Origin of the sequence: Stenotrophomonas sp. OVS01A (assembly GCF_019969775.1) — a bacterium.
Lineage (GTDB): Bacteria > Pseudomonadota > Gammaproteobacteria > Xanthomonadales > Xanthomonadaceae > Stenotrophomonas > Stenotrophomonas indicatrix.
Window position 1 is genome coordinate 217478 of the sequence record NZ_JAHXYV010000001.1, and the last position, 14665, is coordinate 232142.

Genomic DNA, 14665 nt, shown 5'->3' on the forward strand with positions numbered 1-14665 from the left:
CGTGGTCCAAGGTTGGCCCCGGGCTCGTAGAATGGCTGGGTGCGCCGCTCCGTTCTCCACCGCCGGTTCCAGACCCTGGCATGGCTTGCCATGCTGTTGGTGCTGTTCGCGCCTCTGGTGAGCCGCTGGCTGGCGCACGGTCATGTGGCGGCCGCTGCGCCGGTGGCGGCCATGGACCACACCCTGCACACCCAGCACGCGATGGAAGGGCATCACGACCACCACGCGATGGCAATGCAGCATGGCGAAGCGACACCGAAGCCGCCGGCCGATCCACACGCCGACCACGAGATGGGCGTGGACTGCGATTACTGCCTGATTGCCGCCAGGCTGATCACGCTGTTGGTGGCAGCGCTGCTGCTGATGATTCCGCTGGCACCGGTGTGCCGTGCGCTGCGCGGTGCGGTGCAGACGTTGCCGCAGCGGATCTGCGGCACGTTGGGCGCGCGTGGGCCGCCGGTGCTGCTGGCCGTCTGAGCGCTTTGCGCACGCGCTGATTGATTTTCCCGGGTTGCCAGGCGTGGCCTGGCACTACCGCGTGCGCCTTTCTTTCTGCTGCCTCGCAGTGCGGGGCGGCCTTGCATGCCGTGAACACATGAAAACCACCCCCAACTTCGCCCCGCTGCGCTGGACGATGCTGCCTGCGTTGTGCGCATCCTTCCTGCAGGCGACGCCTGCGCTTGCTGCAGATGCCGTGCTGCCGACAACCCTGGATACCGTCCGCGTGGTCGATACCCGCAGCGGTTCGCTGTCCTCCACCGCCAATACCGGTTCGGCGCTCGGGCTGAGCGTGCTGCAGACGCCGGCCAGCCTGACGGTGATTTCACGCGAGCAGCTGGAGCAGCGCGGCGATTCCAATCTCAACGACGCGATCACCCGCGCTGGCGCGATCAGTGCCATGCCCCATCCCGGCAACGGCCTGAGTGCGCTGTCCAGCCGTGGTTTCACCGATGGCGCCTCGGTGATGCGCCTGTACGACGGCCTGCGCCAGTACGGTGGTGTGGGCATCACCTTTCCGTTCGATACCTGGTCGATCGAGCGCATCGAGGTGCTGCGCGGGCCGGCCTCGGTCATCCACGGCGATGGCGCCATCGGCGGCGTGGTCAACATCGTGCCGAAGAAGCCTTCGCGCGGCGCCATCGAGAACGAGGTCAGCGTAACCCTGGGCAGTGAGGACACTGCGCGCCTGGGCTTCGGCAGCGGTGGCGCACTTACGCCCGTGTTGGCCTACCGCGTGGATGTCAGCGGCAACTACAGCAGCGGGTGGGTCGATCGCGGCCAGAACGGCGATGCCACGTTCTCTGCTGCGCTGCTATGGCAGCCACGGACGAACCTGCAGTTCACGCTGACCCATGCGCAGGGCTACCAGAAGCCGATGCGCTACTTCGGTACGCCATTGATCGATGGGCGGCAGCTGGACGCGCTGCGCCACGAGAACTACAACGTGGCCGACAGCGTGATCCGTTTCCGCGACCGCTGGACCCAGCTCGATGCGGCTTGGACGCCGAACGACACCGTGGAATGGCGCGCGCGCGTCTACCAGATCGACAGCCAGCGTGACTGGCGCAATGCCGAGGCCTATGTCTACAACGGGCGCACCGGCCTGATCGACCGTTCCGGCAACACCCAGATCACCCACAACCAGGACCAGACCGGACTGACTTCCACGCTGCGCCTGCTGGGCAATGCGGGTGGGCTGCCGAACAGTTTCGCCGTCGGTTTCGATGCCAACCGTGCGCATTTCAAGCACACCAACAACACCTATGCGGGCAGCTCGGGGCCGGTGGATCCTTTCAACCCGGTGCCCGGTGGGTTCAGCAGCGATGCCCCCAACCTGCCGCGCTACCGCAACAGCGCCGAACAGGTCGCGTTGTTCGTGGAAGACCGGCTGGAACTGAGCGAGCGCTGGTCGGTGCTCGCGGGCTTGCGCCACGATCGCGCCACGATCGACCGCAGTGACCTGGTCAGCGGCCAGCGTGCGTTCTCCAGGACCTACAACAGCACCGGCTGGCGCGCGGGCACGGTCTTCGCGCTGCAACCAACATTGACCCTCTATGCGCAGTACTCGCAGGCGGCCGACCCGGTCAGTGGTCTGTTGATGATCAGCCCGGCCAACGGCGCGTTCGATCTGGCCAAGGGCAAGCAGATCGAGGTTGGCATGAAGCAGGCCTTTGACGGAGGCGAGTGGACGCTGGCTGCCTATCGCATCCGCAAGACCGGCCTGCTCAGCCGTGACCCGTTGCAGCCCGACCGGCGGGTGCAGGTGGGGGCACAGACCTCAAAGGGAATTGAAGCTTCGTTGAACTGGAACTTCGCCCCGCAGTGGTCGCTGGATGCCAACGCGACCGTGCTCAAGGCCGGGTTCGAGGATTTCCTGGAAGCCACCGGCACGCCGGTGGTGATCGTCTCGCGTGATGGCAACGTGCCGCCGAACGTGGCCGAGCGCCTGGCCAACGTCTGGTTGAGCTGGCATTTCCAGCCCGACTGGAGCGTGGCCAGTGGCGTGCGTTACGTGGGCAAGCGCTATGCCGACAACGCCAACACGGTGCAGCTTCCGGGTTACGCCACCACCGACCTGGCCCTGACCTGGCAGGCCGCGCCGCGCACACGGCTGACCGCGCGCGTGTTCAACGTGTTCGACAAGGCGTACTACGCCACGGCGTACTACACCAGCACGCAGTGGCTGCTGGGCGCAGACCGGCGCGTCGAGTTCAGCCTCGACCATCGCTTCTGAGGACGCACGTCATGTCGTTGCGATCCACCGCCAAACGCTGGACCTACCTGACGCATCGCTGGCTGGGCATCGGCGGGTGCCTGCTGATGCTGCTGTGGTTCGTCAGCGGCATGGTGATGCTGTTCGTCGGCTACCCGAAGCTGACGCCAGCGGAGCGGTTGGCCGCGCTGCCCGCATTGGTCGACGCGCGCGGTTGGCAGGCACTTTCCGTGTTGCCGGAAGCCGTTCGACAGGCGCCTGAGCGGGTCGTGTTGACGACGCTGCGTGGCGAGCCCGCCTACGTGGTGCGCTCCGGCGCGAACGTGGGCGCGTGGTCGGCGCTTACCGGACAGGCATTGCCGCCGGTATCGGCGCAGTTGGCCGAGGTTTCCGCCGCGCAGTTCGCCGGCGGCCCTGCCTTCGTTGGCGCCATGCCGCTGGACGAAGATCGCTGGACGCATTCGCGCGCGCTGGATCCGCATCGACCGTTGTACCGCGTCGGCGTCGGTGGTGCACAGCCCGGAGATGTCTACGTGTCCTCGCGGACCGGCGAAGTCGTGCTGGATGCGCCGCGTCTGCAGCAGCGCTGGAGCTATGTGGGTGCGTGGTTGCACTGGCTGTACTTCCTGCGCATGCAGTCGGTGGACCCGGTATGGACCTGGACGGTGATCGTGCTGTCGGCGCTGTGCACCGTGGCCGCGATCAGCGGGGTCGTGGTCGGCATCTGGCGCTGGCGGTTTCGCGGACAATACCGGTCGGGGTCGAAGACGCCGTACCAGGAGCCGTGGATGCGCTGGCATCACCTGAACGGCTTGATGGCGAGTGCATTCGTGTTCACCTGGATCTTCAGTGGATTGATGTCGATGAATCCGCTGGGAGTGTTCAGCAGCACGGGCGTGGTGATCGACACCGCGCACTATCGAGGTGGCGTGGTGACGGGGGAGGGCGCACTGGCCGAGCCCGGCCGGCTGCTGGCTGCATCGACGGACGTTGGCTTCGTGCCGGTGGAGATCCAGTGGCGACGTATCGGTGGCGAACTGTTCGCCGTGCTGCTGGACGGGCAGGGCGATACCCGCATCGTGTCGGCCGTCGAAGGGCGCCTGCGTGTCGCACGGCTGCTGCCGGAGGCATGGCTGAAGCAGAAGGTGCAGGCGATGTCCGCTGCGCCGATTCAGGGTTTCACGATCCGGCATGCGCCGGATGCGTACTTCTATGCGCGCGCGCCGGAGGCCATGAACGGTGCGGCGGTGCGGCGCTTCCCGGTGGCGGTGGCGTGGTTCGGCGATGCCGAGGCCACGCGCGTTTACATCGATCTGGCGACCGGCGATCCGCTGTTGACGATGGGGCATCGCGAGCGGGCCGGGCGCTGGCTGTTCTCTTTCCTGCACAGCTGGGACCTGCCTGCCGCGCTGCGTCAGCAGAACACGCGGCTGGGCGTGCTGCTGTTGCTGAGCGTGGCTGGCACGGCACTGTGTACCACCGCTGCGGTGATCGGTTACCGGCGTCTGCGGATGAAGGTGCGGCGTCGGCGGCCGTAGCACCCTGACGTTGGCCTGGCGCGTATGAGACTATCGGGAGTTCCTGGCCATGAAGGCTGCGGCCCGATGTCGATGGCCAGGGAAGTGCAGGGGCTCAATGCTTGCAAGGGTGCAACGGTAGTCCCTGGATAGGATTTCCACACAACGTAAATGGAGCAAGGATGAATTACGTTTCGATGGGTGTTCTCGCAATTGGAATTGCAGCGGCGTCTTCAAGCGTTCAGGCCAAATCGTTGCCGCGCCTGTACAGCTTTCCAACCACAACGACCGCGTCTGTTTCCAATGCGCTGCCGGCACCGGGGCAGGTGATCCAGTTGTCTGCGCAGGTCGATGGCCAGGCACTCGGGCTGTATCACATTCCAGGCAATGAGCAGATCGGCGGCTTCGTCGAATTCAAGGTCAATGGCCAAGCGGTGGGCAAGGTGCAGGTCAGTACCGTCAACACGCCGTTCCTCGGTACGGTTTCCGACCTGGACAAGGGGTGCTGGGATGCCATCCGTGACGTCCAGGCCTGTACGCACAAGTACGCCTACGGCCGTCCGGCCAGGGTTGCGATCAACTACACCGTTCCGGCAGGCTTCACTACCGCGTCGATCACGGCGACGTTCAGTGGCGATGGTCAGTTCACGCAAGGGTCGGTGTCGGCCCCCGTCAACCTGCGCAACATTCCGACCTTTGGTGAGATCCGCGGCATGGGCAACAAGTGCCTGGATGCCGAGGGCGCCAACACCGCGCCAGGCACGGCCATCCAGGTGTGGGATTGCACACCGGGCACCGCGCAGCAGCTTTGGACCGTGAAGCCCAATACGTCGACCATCACGGGCGTGCCCAGCAATCGCGTGCTTGACATCGTGGGCTATGGCACAAGCAACGGAAGCCGGATCCAGCTCTACGACGCCCATGGTGACTGGAATCAGTCGTGGAAGTTCACCAACACATCCATCGTCGGCGTGGCCAACAAGGTGTTGGATGCCATTGGTGCGTCCAGCGCCAACGGCACCAAGATCCAGCTGTACAGCAATGCGCTGACCAGCAACCAGAAGTGGGAGTTCAATCCCGCCAACGGGTCGATTGTCGGTGTCGGTGGCAAGTGCCTGGATGTTGAAGGGGCCAATTCTGCGGATGGCACCCGCGTCCAGTTGTGGGACTGCACGGGCGTGCCGCAGCAGCGCTTCGAACTGGGCGCGGACGGGTCCATCCGTGGGCTGGGCGGCAAATGCCTGGAAGCGGCTGACGGTGCGAGCCACGATGGGAATCCGATCCGCATGTGGTCCTGCAATGGTGGCGCGCACCAGTCCTGGCGGCTGGTAGGCGAGATCCGCAACCCGCAGACCAACATGTGCCTGGATGACCCGGGCATGGGTAATGCCAATGGCTCGAAGGTGCACATGTGGATGTGCCAGGGCACAGAGAACCAGCGCTGGGAATTCTCCTCCTACTGAGTTTTCGGCCCGATGCAGTGTTGTGGAACCGTGCGCCTTCGCGCGCACGGTTCTTTGCAGGGACAGGTCAACGGCCTGCCATGCAGATCTACATCCGCAGCCAGCGCGTCGACACTGCCACCAGCAACAGTGCAATCGCCACGCCGACAAAGGCGGCGATGAGGCCGAAGTGATTGGCGGCGAAACCGATCAGCGCCGGGCCAGCAAGAATGCCGGCAAAGCCGAGGGTGGACACGGCGGTGATGGCGATCGCCTGCGGCATCCGGTTCTGGCTGCCAGCCAGCGAGAACAGCGCCGGTGCGATGTTGGCGCAGCCCAGGCCGACCAGCACATAGCCGACCAACGACACCTGCCATGGCGTGACCAGGGTGAGCACCAGCACGCCGGCGCAGGCCAGCAGCGCACCGGCCACAATCGCCTTCTGCCGGCCGATGCGCTCCACCAGGCTGTCACCGAACAGGCGCGCCCCGGTCATGGTCAGGGTGAAGGTCACGTAGCCGATGCCGGCATGGCTGGCATCGACCTGGCGGATGTCGGTGAGGAACACCGCGCTCCAGTCCAGCATCGCGCCCTCGGCCAGGAACGCGATGAAGGCCAGCACGCCGATGAACATGACGATGCCACGTGGCCAGGCCAGCAACGGCATGTCGTGCGCGATGCGCTCGCTGCGCCATTGGCGTGCCGACAGCAGCGCGACCACCGCCATCATCAACACGCCCGGCAGCACCGCAGCAACCGGCGCCATGCGTGCGCTCAGCAACAGGGTCATGGTCGCCGCGCCGAGGAATCCCCCGATGCTGAAGAACGCGTGGAAGCCGGACATCATCACCCGCTGCGCTTCGCGTTCCACCACCACGGCCTGTACGTTCATCGTGCAATCCATCGCGCCTACGCCGGCACCGAAGACGAACAGCACCAGGCCCAGCAACCACGCCGAGTCGGCCAGCGCCAGGCCGGGCACCGTCGCGCAGATGATCAGCGTGGTAGCCAGCATTACCCGGCGGCAGCCCAGCCGTGCGGCCAGCACGCCCGACAGCGGCATGGCCAGCAGCGAGCCCGCGCCCAGGCACAGCAGCACCAGCCCGAGTGTTGCATCGTTGATGTCGGTGCGCGTCTTGGCGAAGGGCACCAGCGTGGCCCACAGCGCGGTAGCGAAGCCGGGAATGAAGAATGCAGCGCGGGTCGCGTGCTGTTGGGCACGCGGTCGGTTGACGAGGGACATGGGCGATCCGGTCAGGGAGGTGTTGGATGCACGGTGATGCCGGCGGCGCGGAAGCGGGCGGCCAGGGCAGGCGGTGCAGACGTGGTCAGTACCAGGTCGTCGATGTCATCCAGGCTGGCGATCTGCCAGTTGCCCCGCGCGCCCAGTTTTTCGCTGGTGGCAGCGACGATGATGCGGCTGCTGCAGGCGACCATCGCGCGCTTGAGCGTGGCCTCCTCGGCATCCATCGCCCACACGCCGGTGTCCACGTCCACGGCGCAGGGGCCGGGCAGATAGACATCCGCGCGCAGGCGCTGCACCTGGGCCAGCGCCTCGGCGCCAACCGCGCCGCCGCCGGCAGCCAGTCGCCCACCGATCAGCTGTACGGTGGTGCCCTCCCGCCACGCTGCGGCGGTGGCGATCTGCGGCGCGTTGGTGATCACCGTCAGCCCCAGCGCGCCCGGCAATTGCTGGGCAATGGCCAGGTTGGTCGAGCCGGCATCGATCAGCAGGACCTGGCCGGGCTGCAGCAGCGTACAGACACGGGCGGCCAGCTCGTCCTTGCCGGTGCGGTCCTGGGTCATCCGTTCGCGCAGTGGCACGGCTTTCGGGGCTGGCAGCACCGCACCCCCATAGACGCGCTGGCACAGGCCCTGGGCAGCCAGTTCACGCAGATCCCGGCGGATCGAATCTTCGGAAACCGCGTAACGGCGGGCCAGTTCGGCGGCGACCACGCGTCCCTGCTGGCGCAACTCCTGCAGGATCAACTGGGTACGTTCGGCGGGTAGTGTCGGGTCGGAGGTCATGCCTGAATTGTGCACAATCATGCATCAACGTGCAAGATCGGGTATTGGCGGTGGCGCGTAAGGGTGGGATGTACACACTTCGGCTGCAGCGCTGGTGAATCCCACGCGAGCGCGTCCTGCCCATCGCCTTTCCAGCGCGGCATCATGGCAAGGCACCCGGCACGGAACCCTGCATGTCCTCCACTGTTCACCACAAGCTGCGCATCGGCGCCGATCAGTTCACCGGCCAGAAGGTGGTCGACCAGCAGTTCCTGGAATGCGATTTCTCCGGCGCTGACCTCACCGCCACCGAGTTCGTGAACTGCGTTTTCTACGATGCCGACACGCGCACCGGGTGCCGTTTCAGTGGTGCCACGTTGAAGGAAGCCAGCTTCCGCCAGTGCGACATCAGCATGTGCAACTTCAACTTCATCAAGGCGCTGGGGCTGGAAATCAGCGAATGCCGCGCACAGGGTGCCGATTTCAGCAACGCCAGTTTCATGAACCAGATCACCACGCGCAGCTGGTTCTGCAGTGCCTTCATCAAGAAGAGCAACCTGCGCTATGCCAACTTCTCGCGGGTGACGCTGGAGAAGTGCGAGCTGTGGGAGAACCGCTGGGACGGTGCCAACGTGAGCGGCGCCAGTTTTGCAGGGTCGGACCTGTCCGGCGGCCAGTTCGATGGCGTCGACTGGAATTCCGCCAACTTCACCGATTGCGACCTGACCAACTCCGAACTGGGCGAACTGGACCTGCGCAGCACCAACCTGCGTGGCGCCACGCTCGATGTGCAGCAGGTCGCGCTGCTGATGCAGCGGATCGGCATCACCGTGGTGCCATGAGCGTGCGTCGCGGCGCTATACCGGTGCGGCCGGCGCATGTGCCACCCAGCCCCTGAAGCTGAAGCCGGCGTAGAACAGTTCCACGCTCTCGAAGCCGGCCTCCTGCAGCAGCGCCACTTCCTGTTCGGGTGAGAGCAGCGGCAGGCGCTCGGCAATCGCCTCGATCGCGCGCTGTGTATCGGCACGTGGAATGCCGGAAGCCTCGGCGAACGCGGCGTAGCGCTGGAGCCAGCGATGCTTGCCGGCCGCGTCCTGCGGCACGCTGTGGTGCGCCACCACCAACGGCGCACCTGCGCGCAGCCGTTGCCGCAGTTCGCGCAGGGTGTGCAGGCGCTGTTCAACGGTGAGGAAGTGCAGGGTCAGCAGGCAGGTGGCGCCGTCGAAGACGGTGCGCGGGGCATCGTCGATGTAGCCTTCCAGCAGCGTCACCTGGGCCATCAACGGCCCCAGGGTCTGTTCGGCCAGCGCGAGCATTGGCGCGGCAGGATCGACGCCGAGCATCCGCCATTGCGGGTGCGCTTCTGCGAAGGCCTTGAGTTCCAGACCGCCGCCTGCGCCGAGCACCAGCACCTGGCCATCATCAGGTACGTGTTCGGCCAACAGCAGGTGGCTCATCTGCTGCAGTCCGAGGAAACCGGGTACCTGCCGCAGCGGGCCCTCCGCGTAGCGGGCCACGGCGTGGGGATCGGAGAAGGACATCGGAAGGATTCCTGCGGCAATGGCGAACATCCACTTTACCGTGCTCGGCAAGTGTCGATTGCACAGTGGCCCGCCTTTGCTTAAGGTCTGCGCCTGCATGCATTCAAGAGATCGGGAATGGACCCTCGCAGCCCCGCGATGCCATCGGCGGAAGCCTTCGAACTGGCGCTGACAATGCTGGGACGGGAGGGCGTGGATGAGGAGCAGGCCGAGCGGGCGCTGCTCGCGCTCGGCAGCGAACACTGGCAGATGCGCCGCCTGCTGGTGTGGTTGCCTGAAGCCTTCGCCATGGCCCTGATCGGTCATATGGAACTGGGCGTGCAGCTGCCCGGTACCTTCACCGCCTCCGACGCACAGGGCGAGCTGCATGAACTGCCGCTCGACCGTGAGCCTGTATTCGCTGCCGGTCTCCAGCGCGCCCTGGCCATGTACCACGAAGGGCCACGCGCCGCGTTCCGGGCGATCTGCCAGCGCAGTTCGTCGCTCAACGCGATCGACAACGCCTTGAATACCGGCGCCGATCTGCGGGGCGCCGCGCTTTCGGGTCCGGAGCTTCTGGACATCCCGGCAGAGACCTACCTCGCCCATTGAGCCCGGGGTTTTCAGAGCGCGGGCTTCATCCCGTCTGCTTCCAGGCGATACAGGCCGGTCAATCGCCAGTCATCGTGTACGCGTCTGCAACGCCTTCCCAAGCACCTGCCAGATCTTCGGGTCCTGGCACTGCGACACATTGAAGCGCACGTAGTCGGCAGCCCGCTGCGACTGGCTGAAGGCATTGCCCGGCGCGACCACCACGCCTTCGCGCAGGCACTGCCTGGCCACCGCCGATGCATCACGACCATCGGGCAGCCGGCACCACAGGAACAGCCCTGCATCGGGTTGCAGCCATGGCGTGATGCCCAGCTTCTGCACCTGCCGCAGTGTGTGCTTGCGCGCATCGGCCAGGCGCGTGCGCACCGCCTGCATGTGGCGGCGGTAGCCACTGTCGGTCAGTGCGATCTGCATCAGGTGCGCAGCCAGGTGCCCACCGCCGAAGCTGGTGGCCAGCTTCAGATCGGTCAGTGCCTCGATCCAGTCCGGGCGCGCGGCGATGTAGCCGCAGCGCGATGCCGCGGAAATGGTCTTGGAGAAACTGCCGACATGGATCACCCGCGACAATCCATCCAGCGCCGCCAGCCGCGGCGCCGGGCGCAGCTCGAAGTCGGCGAAGATGTCATCTTCGATGATGATCAGTTCGCTGTGTTCGGCCAGGCCCAGCAGGCGGTGTGCCGTGGTCGCCGACAGCACCGCGCCGGTCGGGTTGTGCAGTCCGGCGTTGGTGATGTACAGGCGTGGCGCGTGTTCCTGCAGCGCGCTGGCAAACACCTGCAGGTCCGGCCCGGTGTGCGTGTACGGTATGCCGATGGCCTGCACCTGATGGGCCTTCAACATCGCGTGGTAATTGAAATAGCTCGGGTCGTCGACCAGCACGCAGTCACCGGGCTTCAGCAGGAAGCGGCAGATCAGGTCGACCGCGTGCGTCCCCGATTCGGCCAGCAGCAACTGCTCCATCGACGCGTCGATGCCCAGCGTGGCCGCGCGTCGCTGCAGTGTCTGCCGCAATGCCGGCAGGCCCAGCGGTCCTGCATAGTCCACCAGCTGCGCGGAGTCGGCGCGGGCCATGCGGCGCAGGCCGCGGCGCAGGCCATCGTGGTACAGCCAGTCGCTGGGCATCCAACCGCAGCCAGGCTTGAGGTGTCCCGGCGGGGTTTCCAGCGATTGCCGTGATACCCACAGCGGGTCCACCGCGCGATCCAGCCGCGGTTCCATTTCCGCCAGCGCCAGTGGTGCCGCCGGGCCAGCCACGTAGAAGCCGGAGCCGGCGCGCGCGGCGATCACGCCTTCGGCGGCCAAGCGTTCGTAGGCCTCGACCACGGTGGACACGGAAACGCCCATCGCCGTGGCCTGCGCGCGCACCGAGGGCAGGCGGCTGCCCGGGCCATCCAGGCGCGAACTGATGCGGGAGCGGACGGCGTGGATGACGCTGTCGATGCGGCTGGGCGGTCGGGACATGCGCGTGACTGTAAGGGGATTGTGGGCAGTACAGTTACTTGTGACTGTACTGGATTGTAGCTGTGTATCGCCCGTGCCCGATGGCCCAATGACGGGCACGGCCGGCCATTGCCCGGCATTTCTGGAGCAGGGTGTGGAACGGTCGGCAAGCGGGTGGATCAATGGCTTCATCGGTGTGGTCATCTTCGCCGGCTCGTTGCCGGCCACCCGCCTGGCAGTGATGGAGCTGGACGCCAGCTTCGTCACCGCCGCACGCGCCAGCATCGCCGCGTTGCTGGGGCTGGTGCTGCTGCTGGCATTGCGCCAGCCGCGCCCGGTCAGAAGCGATCTGCCCGGTCTGGTGCTGGTCAGCCTGGGCGTGGTGGTGGGCTTCCCGTTGCTGACCGCGCTTGCCCTGCGCCACGCCTCCTCGGCACATACCATCGTGTTCCTGGGCCTGTTGCCGCTGAGCACGGCGGTATTCGGCGTCCTGCGCGGCGGTGACCGGCCACGCCCGGCATTCTGGGTGTTCTCGCTGCTGGGCAGCGCCTGTGTGGTCGGCTACGCCGCGCGCAACGGCATCGAAGCCTCACTGCAGGCCGACCTGTTGATGCTGGCAGCGATCGTGGTGTGCGGACTTGGCTATGCCGAGGGCGGCCGCCTGGCCCGGCATCTGGGTGGCTGGCAGGTAATCAGCTGGGCACTGCTGCTGGCATTGCCGGTGATGCTGCCGCTGATGGTGGCGATGCGCCCGTCCTCGTTCACGGCGGTCGCCGCGTCGGCCTGGTGGGCGCTGGGGTACGTGGCGGTGTTCAGCATGCTGGTCGGTTTCCTGTTCTGGTATCGCGGCCTGGCCCAGGGCGGTATCGCTGCGGTCGGCCAGCTGCAGCTGCTGCAGCCGTTCTTCGGCCTGGCGCTGGCGGCGCTGCTGCTGCACGAGACCGTCAGCGCCGGCATGTTGCTGGTGACCGTGGCAGCGGTGATCTGCGTGGCCGGCGCCCGCCGCTTCAGCCGATGACGCGCGATAGCGTCGGCGTATCGTGGCGTGCCGCCAACAGTATTGGCCGGGGCCGGCCCGCCTGGTTGAAGCTGTGCCGATGAAACCCAATTCCAGTATCTCGTTCGAAGACCAGGTGGGCCTGGTAACCGGTGCCGCCGGTGGCCTCGGCCTGGCCTACAGCCGCCTGCTGGCCCAGCGTGGCGCGCACGTGGTGATGCATGACGTGGGCGCCGCGACGGACGGCACGGGTACCGATCCGCAGCGCATCGCCCACGCGGTGGCAGCACTGCATGCCCAGGGCCTGCCGGTCGAAGCCGCCAGTGGCCCCATCAACCAGCGCAGTCGCTGCCACGCGCTCGTGCAGGACATCCTGCAGCGGCATGGTCGCCTGGACTTCATCATCCACAACGCCGGCTGGGTGGCCTACGCCGGTATTGAAGTGGTGGAAGACGATGCGCTGGAGCAGATGCTGTGCCTGGCGGCGAAGACACCGCTGTGGCTGGCACAGGCGGCATGGCCTGCGATGCGTGCTGCCGGCGGCGGCCGCATCGTGCTGACCACCTCCGATCGCGCGCTGTACCCGCAGTATGCGCAGCGCGGCCTGTGCGGCTACGCGATGGCCAAGCTGGCTGCGCAGGGGCTGGTCAATGTGCTGGCCCTGGAAGGTGCCGAGCACGGCATCGTCGTCAACGCGGTGTCGCCGGTGGCCAAGACCCGCATGTGGGGCATCGACGGGGAACCGGATGAACTGCATCCAGAGGCGGTGGCACCCGGGGTCGCCTTCCTTGCCTCTACGCGGTGCCGGCAGGGTGGCTGGACCCTGCGGGCCAGCAACGGCCAGTTCCATGCATTGCGATTGCAGGAAGCCGAACACGTGGCCTATCCGCGCGACCTGCGTGCGGTGGCAGCGGACAGCATCGAATCGGTGGCCCTGCAGTGGCCGGTCATTGCACGGCCGAGTGTCGACGCGCGCGGTTGAACGCGTACCCTAGGCAGGTCTCCCCCTGCCTGCGATGAAATGATCGATCTGCGCCTGCTCCGCCAGTTCGTGGCGGTGGCCGAAGAACTGCACTTCCATCGCGCTGCTGCACGCCTGCACATGTCGCAGCCGCCATTGACGGCGGCGATGCGGCGCCTGGAAGACGAGGTGGGTACCGGGCTGATCGTACGCGGCAACCGCACGCTGGGCCTGACCGCAGCGGGGCAGACGCTGCTGGTGGAGGCGCGTGCAACCCTGCAGCACGCCGAACAGGCGCTGCAGCGCACGCGGGAAGCGGCGGCAGGGCAGACCGGCAGCCTGCGTGTCGGCTACGTCGGCAGCGCACTCTATGGGCGCCTGCCAGCACTGATCCGCCAGTTCCGCCATGCGTTTGCGCAGGTGCAGCTGCATCTGCACGAAGCCACCTCGCGGCAGCAGCAACAGTGGCTGCGCGAGGGCCGCATCGACCTGGGCATCCTGATTCCGCCGATCATTTCCGCAGAGCTGCATCTGCAGGCGTTCGACCATGATCGACTGGCCATTGCCCTGCCGCGCGCGCATCGGTTGGCCGCACGGCCACGGCTGGATGTCGCCGCGCTGGTGGACGAGCCGTTCGTTTCATGGCCGTCGGCCGAAGGCATCGGCTTTCACGCGCAGGTGCTGGGCCTGTGTACTGCTGCCGGCTTCACGCCACGGGTCGTGCAGGAAGCGCAGGGCATGCACGCAGTGCTGTCGCTGGTGGCCGTGGAAGCGGGCGTGGCGATCGTGCCGGCCAGCATGGCCGGGTTCCGTCCCGAAGAAATCGTCTATCGACCACTGGATGGCGGCAACGCTGCGTTCGAGTTGCAGTTCTGCATGCGCCCGGAATCGCCTGCGCCGGTGCTGCAGAATTTCCTGGCGATGGCAGCGCAACCGGTGTCGTGATTGCCAGCTGAGCATCTGTGCTGCGTGCAGTGGTGCGACGCTGATCGGCGTCGTGCATGCCTGCGGAGTGTGACTCGTCCTGCAGTTCTGCCCTCGGAAATCGCACCTGCGGCAAGCCTGAGGCGCGGGCGCGGACAACCCCTACATACCGCCTCGGCGACAGCACTCAGCATGTCCCCGTCGGCCATCATCGGCCGGCTGGGATTGGCGTCCCACAATCAACTCTGGCACGTGATCGGCAGGCGCACGGATGGCGCCTGCGGATCTCGTGACCCGCTGTCCGTGGTGGGCGATGTGTGGGGATCACAATGATCCGCCGGTCAGTCCCAGAGTTGTCCGGTACGCCAACCCGCATCGCCCGCCGCCTGTTCGTGGTCAGCCACGAGTGCGCTGATGGCGCTTGCCTCGGGGGTGGCAATGCGCGTCGTGCATGGGGAGCGGCGGCGGGCGGTGCATCTGCGCACCTGCGTAACGTGTGGCCAGCACGCCAGCAATGGGGTGCTGGCTGTGC

13 protein-coding genes are annotated in these 14665 nt (G+C 66.5%); 9 read left to right on the plus strand and 4 right to left on the minus strand.

Features of this window, described 5'->3' with window-relative positions:
* Positions 1 to 90: 90 nt before the first annotated feature.
* From LC407_RS01075 to LC407_RS01090, 4 genes are all read left to right on the plus strand, one after another.
* Entirely contained in the window at positions 91 to 477 is a 387-nt protein-coding gene (locus LC407_RS01075) for a DUF2946 family protein (protein ID WP_223482030.1), read from the plus strand.
* 118 nt (positions 478 to 595) lie between these two features.
* Positions 596 to 2734 carry a TonB-dependent receptor gene (locus tag LC407_RS01080; protein WP_223482031.1) on the plus strand — a complete coding sequence of 713 codons (2139 nt, stop codon included), beginning with the start codon at positions 596 to 598 and terminating at the stop codon, positions 2732 to 2734.
* An 11-nt stretch (positions 2735 to 2745) separates the two neighbouring features.
* Positions 2746 to 4251, plus strand: a complete 1506-nt coding sequence (locus LC407_RS01085) for a PepSY domain-containing protein (RefSeq protein WP_223482032.1) — start codon at positions 2746 to 2748, stop codon at positions 4249 to 4251.
* 101 nt (positions 4252 to 4352) lie between these two features.
* Positions 4353 to 5693, plus strand: a complete 1341-nt coding sequence (locus tag LC407_RS01090) for an RICIN domain-containing protein (RefSeq protein WP_223482033.1) — start codon at positions 4353 to 4355, stop codon at positions 5691 to 5693.
* 88 nt (positions 5694 to 5781) lie between these two features.
* Here LC407_RS01090 and LC407_RS01095 read toward each other — a convergent pair whose 3' ends face one another.
* Positions 5782 to 6915 (minus strand): MFS transporter, encoded by a 1134-nt coding sequence (locus LC407_RS01095; RefSeq protein ID WP_223482034.1) that lies wholly within the window; start codon positions 6913 to 6915, stop codon positions 5782 to 5784.
* An 11-nt stretch (positions 6916 to 6926) separates the two neighbouring features.
* Entirely contained in the window at positions 6927 to 7700 is a 774-nt protein-coding gene (locus LC407_RS01100) for a DeoR/GlpR family DNA-binding transcription regulator (protein ID WP_033832060.1), read from the minus strand.
* 173 nt (positions 7701 to 7873) lie between these two features.
* Between LC407_RS01100 and smqnr the strand changes: the two genes are divergently transcribed.
* Positions 7874 to 8521 carry a SmQnr family pentapeptide repeat protein gene (gene smqnr, locus LC407_RS01105; protein WP_033830499.1) on the plus strand — a complete coding sequence of 216 codons (648 nt, stop codon included), beginning with the start codon at positions 7874 to 7876 and terminating at the stop codon, positions 8519 to 8521.
* A 15-nt stretch (positions 8522 to 8536) separates the two neighbouring features.
* On the opposite strand, the gene LC407_RS01110 is transcribed toward smqnr, so the two are convergent.
* Positions 8537 to 9220, minus strand: coding sequence for a class I SAM-dependent methyltransferase (locus LC407_RS01110; protein ID WP_223482035.1), 684 nt, complete (start codon positions 9218 to 9220; stop codon positions 8537 to 8539).
* 117 nt (positions 9221 to 9337) lie between these two features.
* Here LC407_RS01110 and LC407_RS01115 point away from each other — a divergent pair, with 117 nt between their 5' ends.
* On the plus strand, positions 9338 to 9811 hold the full coding sequence (locus LC407_RS01115; protein ID WP_144435712.1) for a hypothetical protein: 474 nt from the start codon (positions 9338 to 9340) through the stop codon (positions 9809 to 9811).
* A gap of 69 nt (positions 9812 to 9880) precedes the next feature.
* On the opposite strand, the gene LC407_RS01120 is transcribed toward LC407_RS01115, so the two are convergent.
* The gene (locus tag LC407_RS01120; RefSeq protein ID WP_134832079.1) at positions 9881 to 11272 is read right to left on the minus strand and encodes a PLP-dependent aminotransferase family protein; all 1392 of its coding nucleotides are present in this window, start codon (positions 11270 to 11272) and stop codon (positions 9881 to 9883) included.
* A 133-nt stretch (positions 11273 to 11405) separates the two neighbouring features.
* Between LC407_RS01120 and LC407_RS01125 the strand changes: the two genes are divergently transcribed.
* The 3 genes from LC407_RS01125 (at position 11406) to LC407_RS01135 (ending at position 14154) form a co-directional block, all read left to right on the plus strand.
* Positions 11406 to 12269, plus strand: coding sequence for a DMT family transporter (locus LC407_RS01125; RefSeq protein WP_025874055.1), 864 nt, complete (start codon positions 11406 to 11408; stop codon positions 12267 to 12269).
* Positions 12270 to 12348: 79 nt separating this feature from the next.
* Entirely contained in the window at positions 12349 to 13230 is an 882-nt protein-coding gene (locus LC407_RS01130; RefSeq protein WP_223482036.1) for an SDR family oxidoreductase, read from the plus strand.
* A gap of 39 nt (positions 13231 to 13269) precedes the next feature.
* Positions 13270 to 14154 carry a LysR family transcriptional regulator gene (locus tag LC407_RS01135; protein ID WP_025874053.1) on the plus strand — a complete coding sequence of 295 codons (885 nt, stop codon included), beginning with the start codon at positions 13270 to 13272 and terminating at the stop codon, positions 14152 to 14154.
* The last annotated feature ends 511 nt before the right edge of the window (positions 14155 to 14665 follow it).

Coding starts and splice junctions, on each gene's coding strand:
- LC407_RS01075 (WP_223482030.1), top strand. CDS start 91: ATGCTGTTGGTGCTGTTCGCGCCTCTGGTGAGCCGCTGGCTGGCGCAC.
- LC407_RS01080 (WP_223482031.1), top strand. CDS start 596: ATGAAAACCACCCCCAACTTCGCCCCGCTGCGCTGGACGATGCTGCCT.
- LC407_RS01085 (WP_223482032.1), top strand. CDS start 2,746: ATGTCGTTGCGATCCACCGCCAAACGCTGGACCTACCTGACGCATCGC.
- LC407_RS01095 (WP_223482034.1), bottom strand. CDS start 6,915: ATGTCCCTCGTCAACCGACCGCGTGCCCAACAGCACGCGACCCGCGCT.
- LC407_RS01100 (WP_033832060.1), bottom strand. CDS start 7,700: ATGACCTCCGACCCGACACTACCCGCCGAACGTACCCAGTTGATCCTG.
- smqnr (WP_033830499.1), top strand. CDS start 7,874: ATGTCCTCCACTGTTCACCACAAGCTGCGCATCGGCGCCGATCAGTTC.
- LC407_RS01110 (WP_223482035.1), bottom strand. CDS start 9,220: ATGTCCTTCTCCGATCCCCACGCCGTGGCCCGCTACGCGGAGGGCCCG.
- LC407_RS01115 (WP_144435712.1), top strand. CDS start 9,338: ATGGACCCTCGCAGCCCCGCGATGCCATCGGCGGAAGCCTTCGAACTG.
- LC407_RS01120 (WP_134832079.1), bottom strand. CDS start 11,272: ATGTCCCGACCGCCCAGCCGCATCGACAGCGTCATCCACGCCGTCCGC.
- LC407_RS01130 (WP_223482036.1), top strand. CDS start 12,349: ATGAAACCCAATTCCAGTATCTCGTTCGAAGACCAGGTGGGCCTGGTA.
- LC407_RS01135 (WP_025874053.1), top strand. CDS start 13,270: ATGATCGATCTGCGCCTGCTCCGCCAGTTCGTGGCGGTGGCCGAAGAA.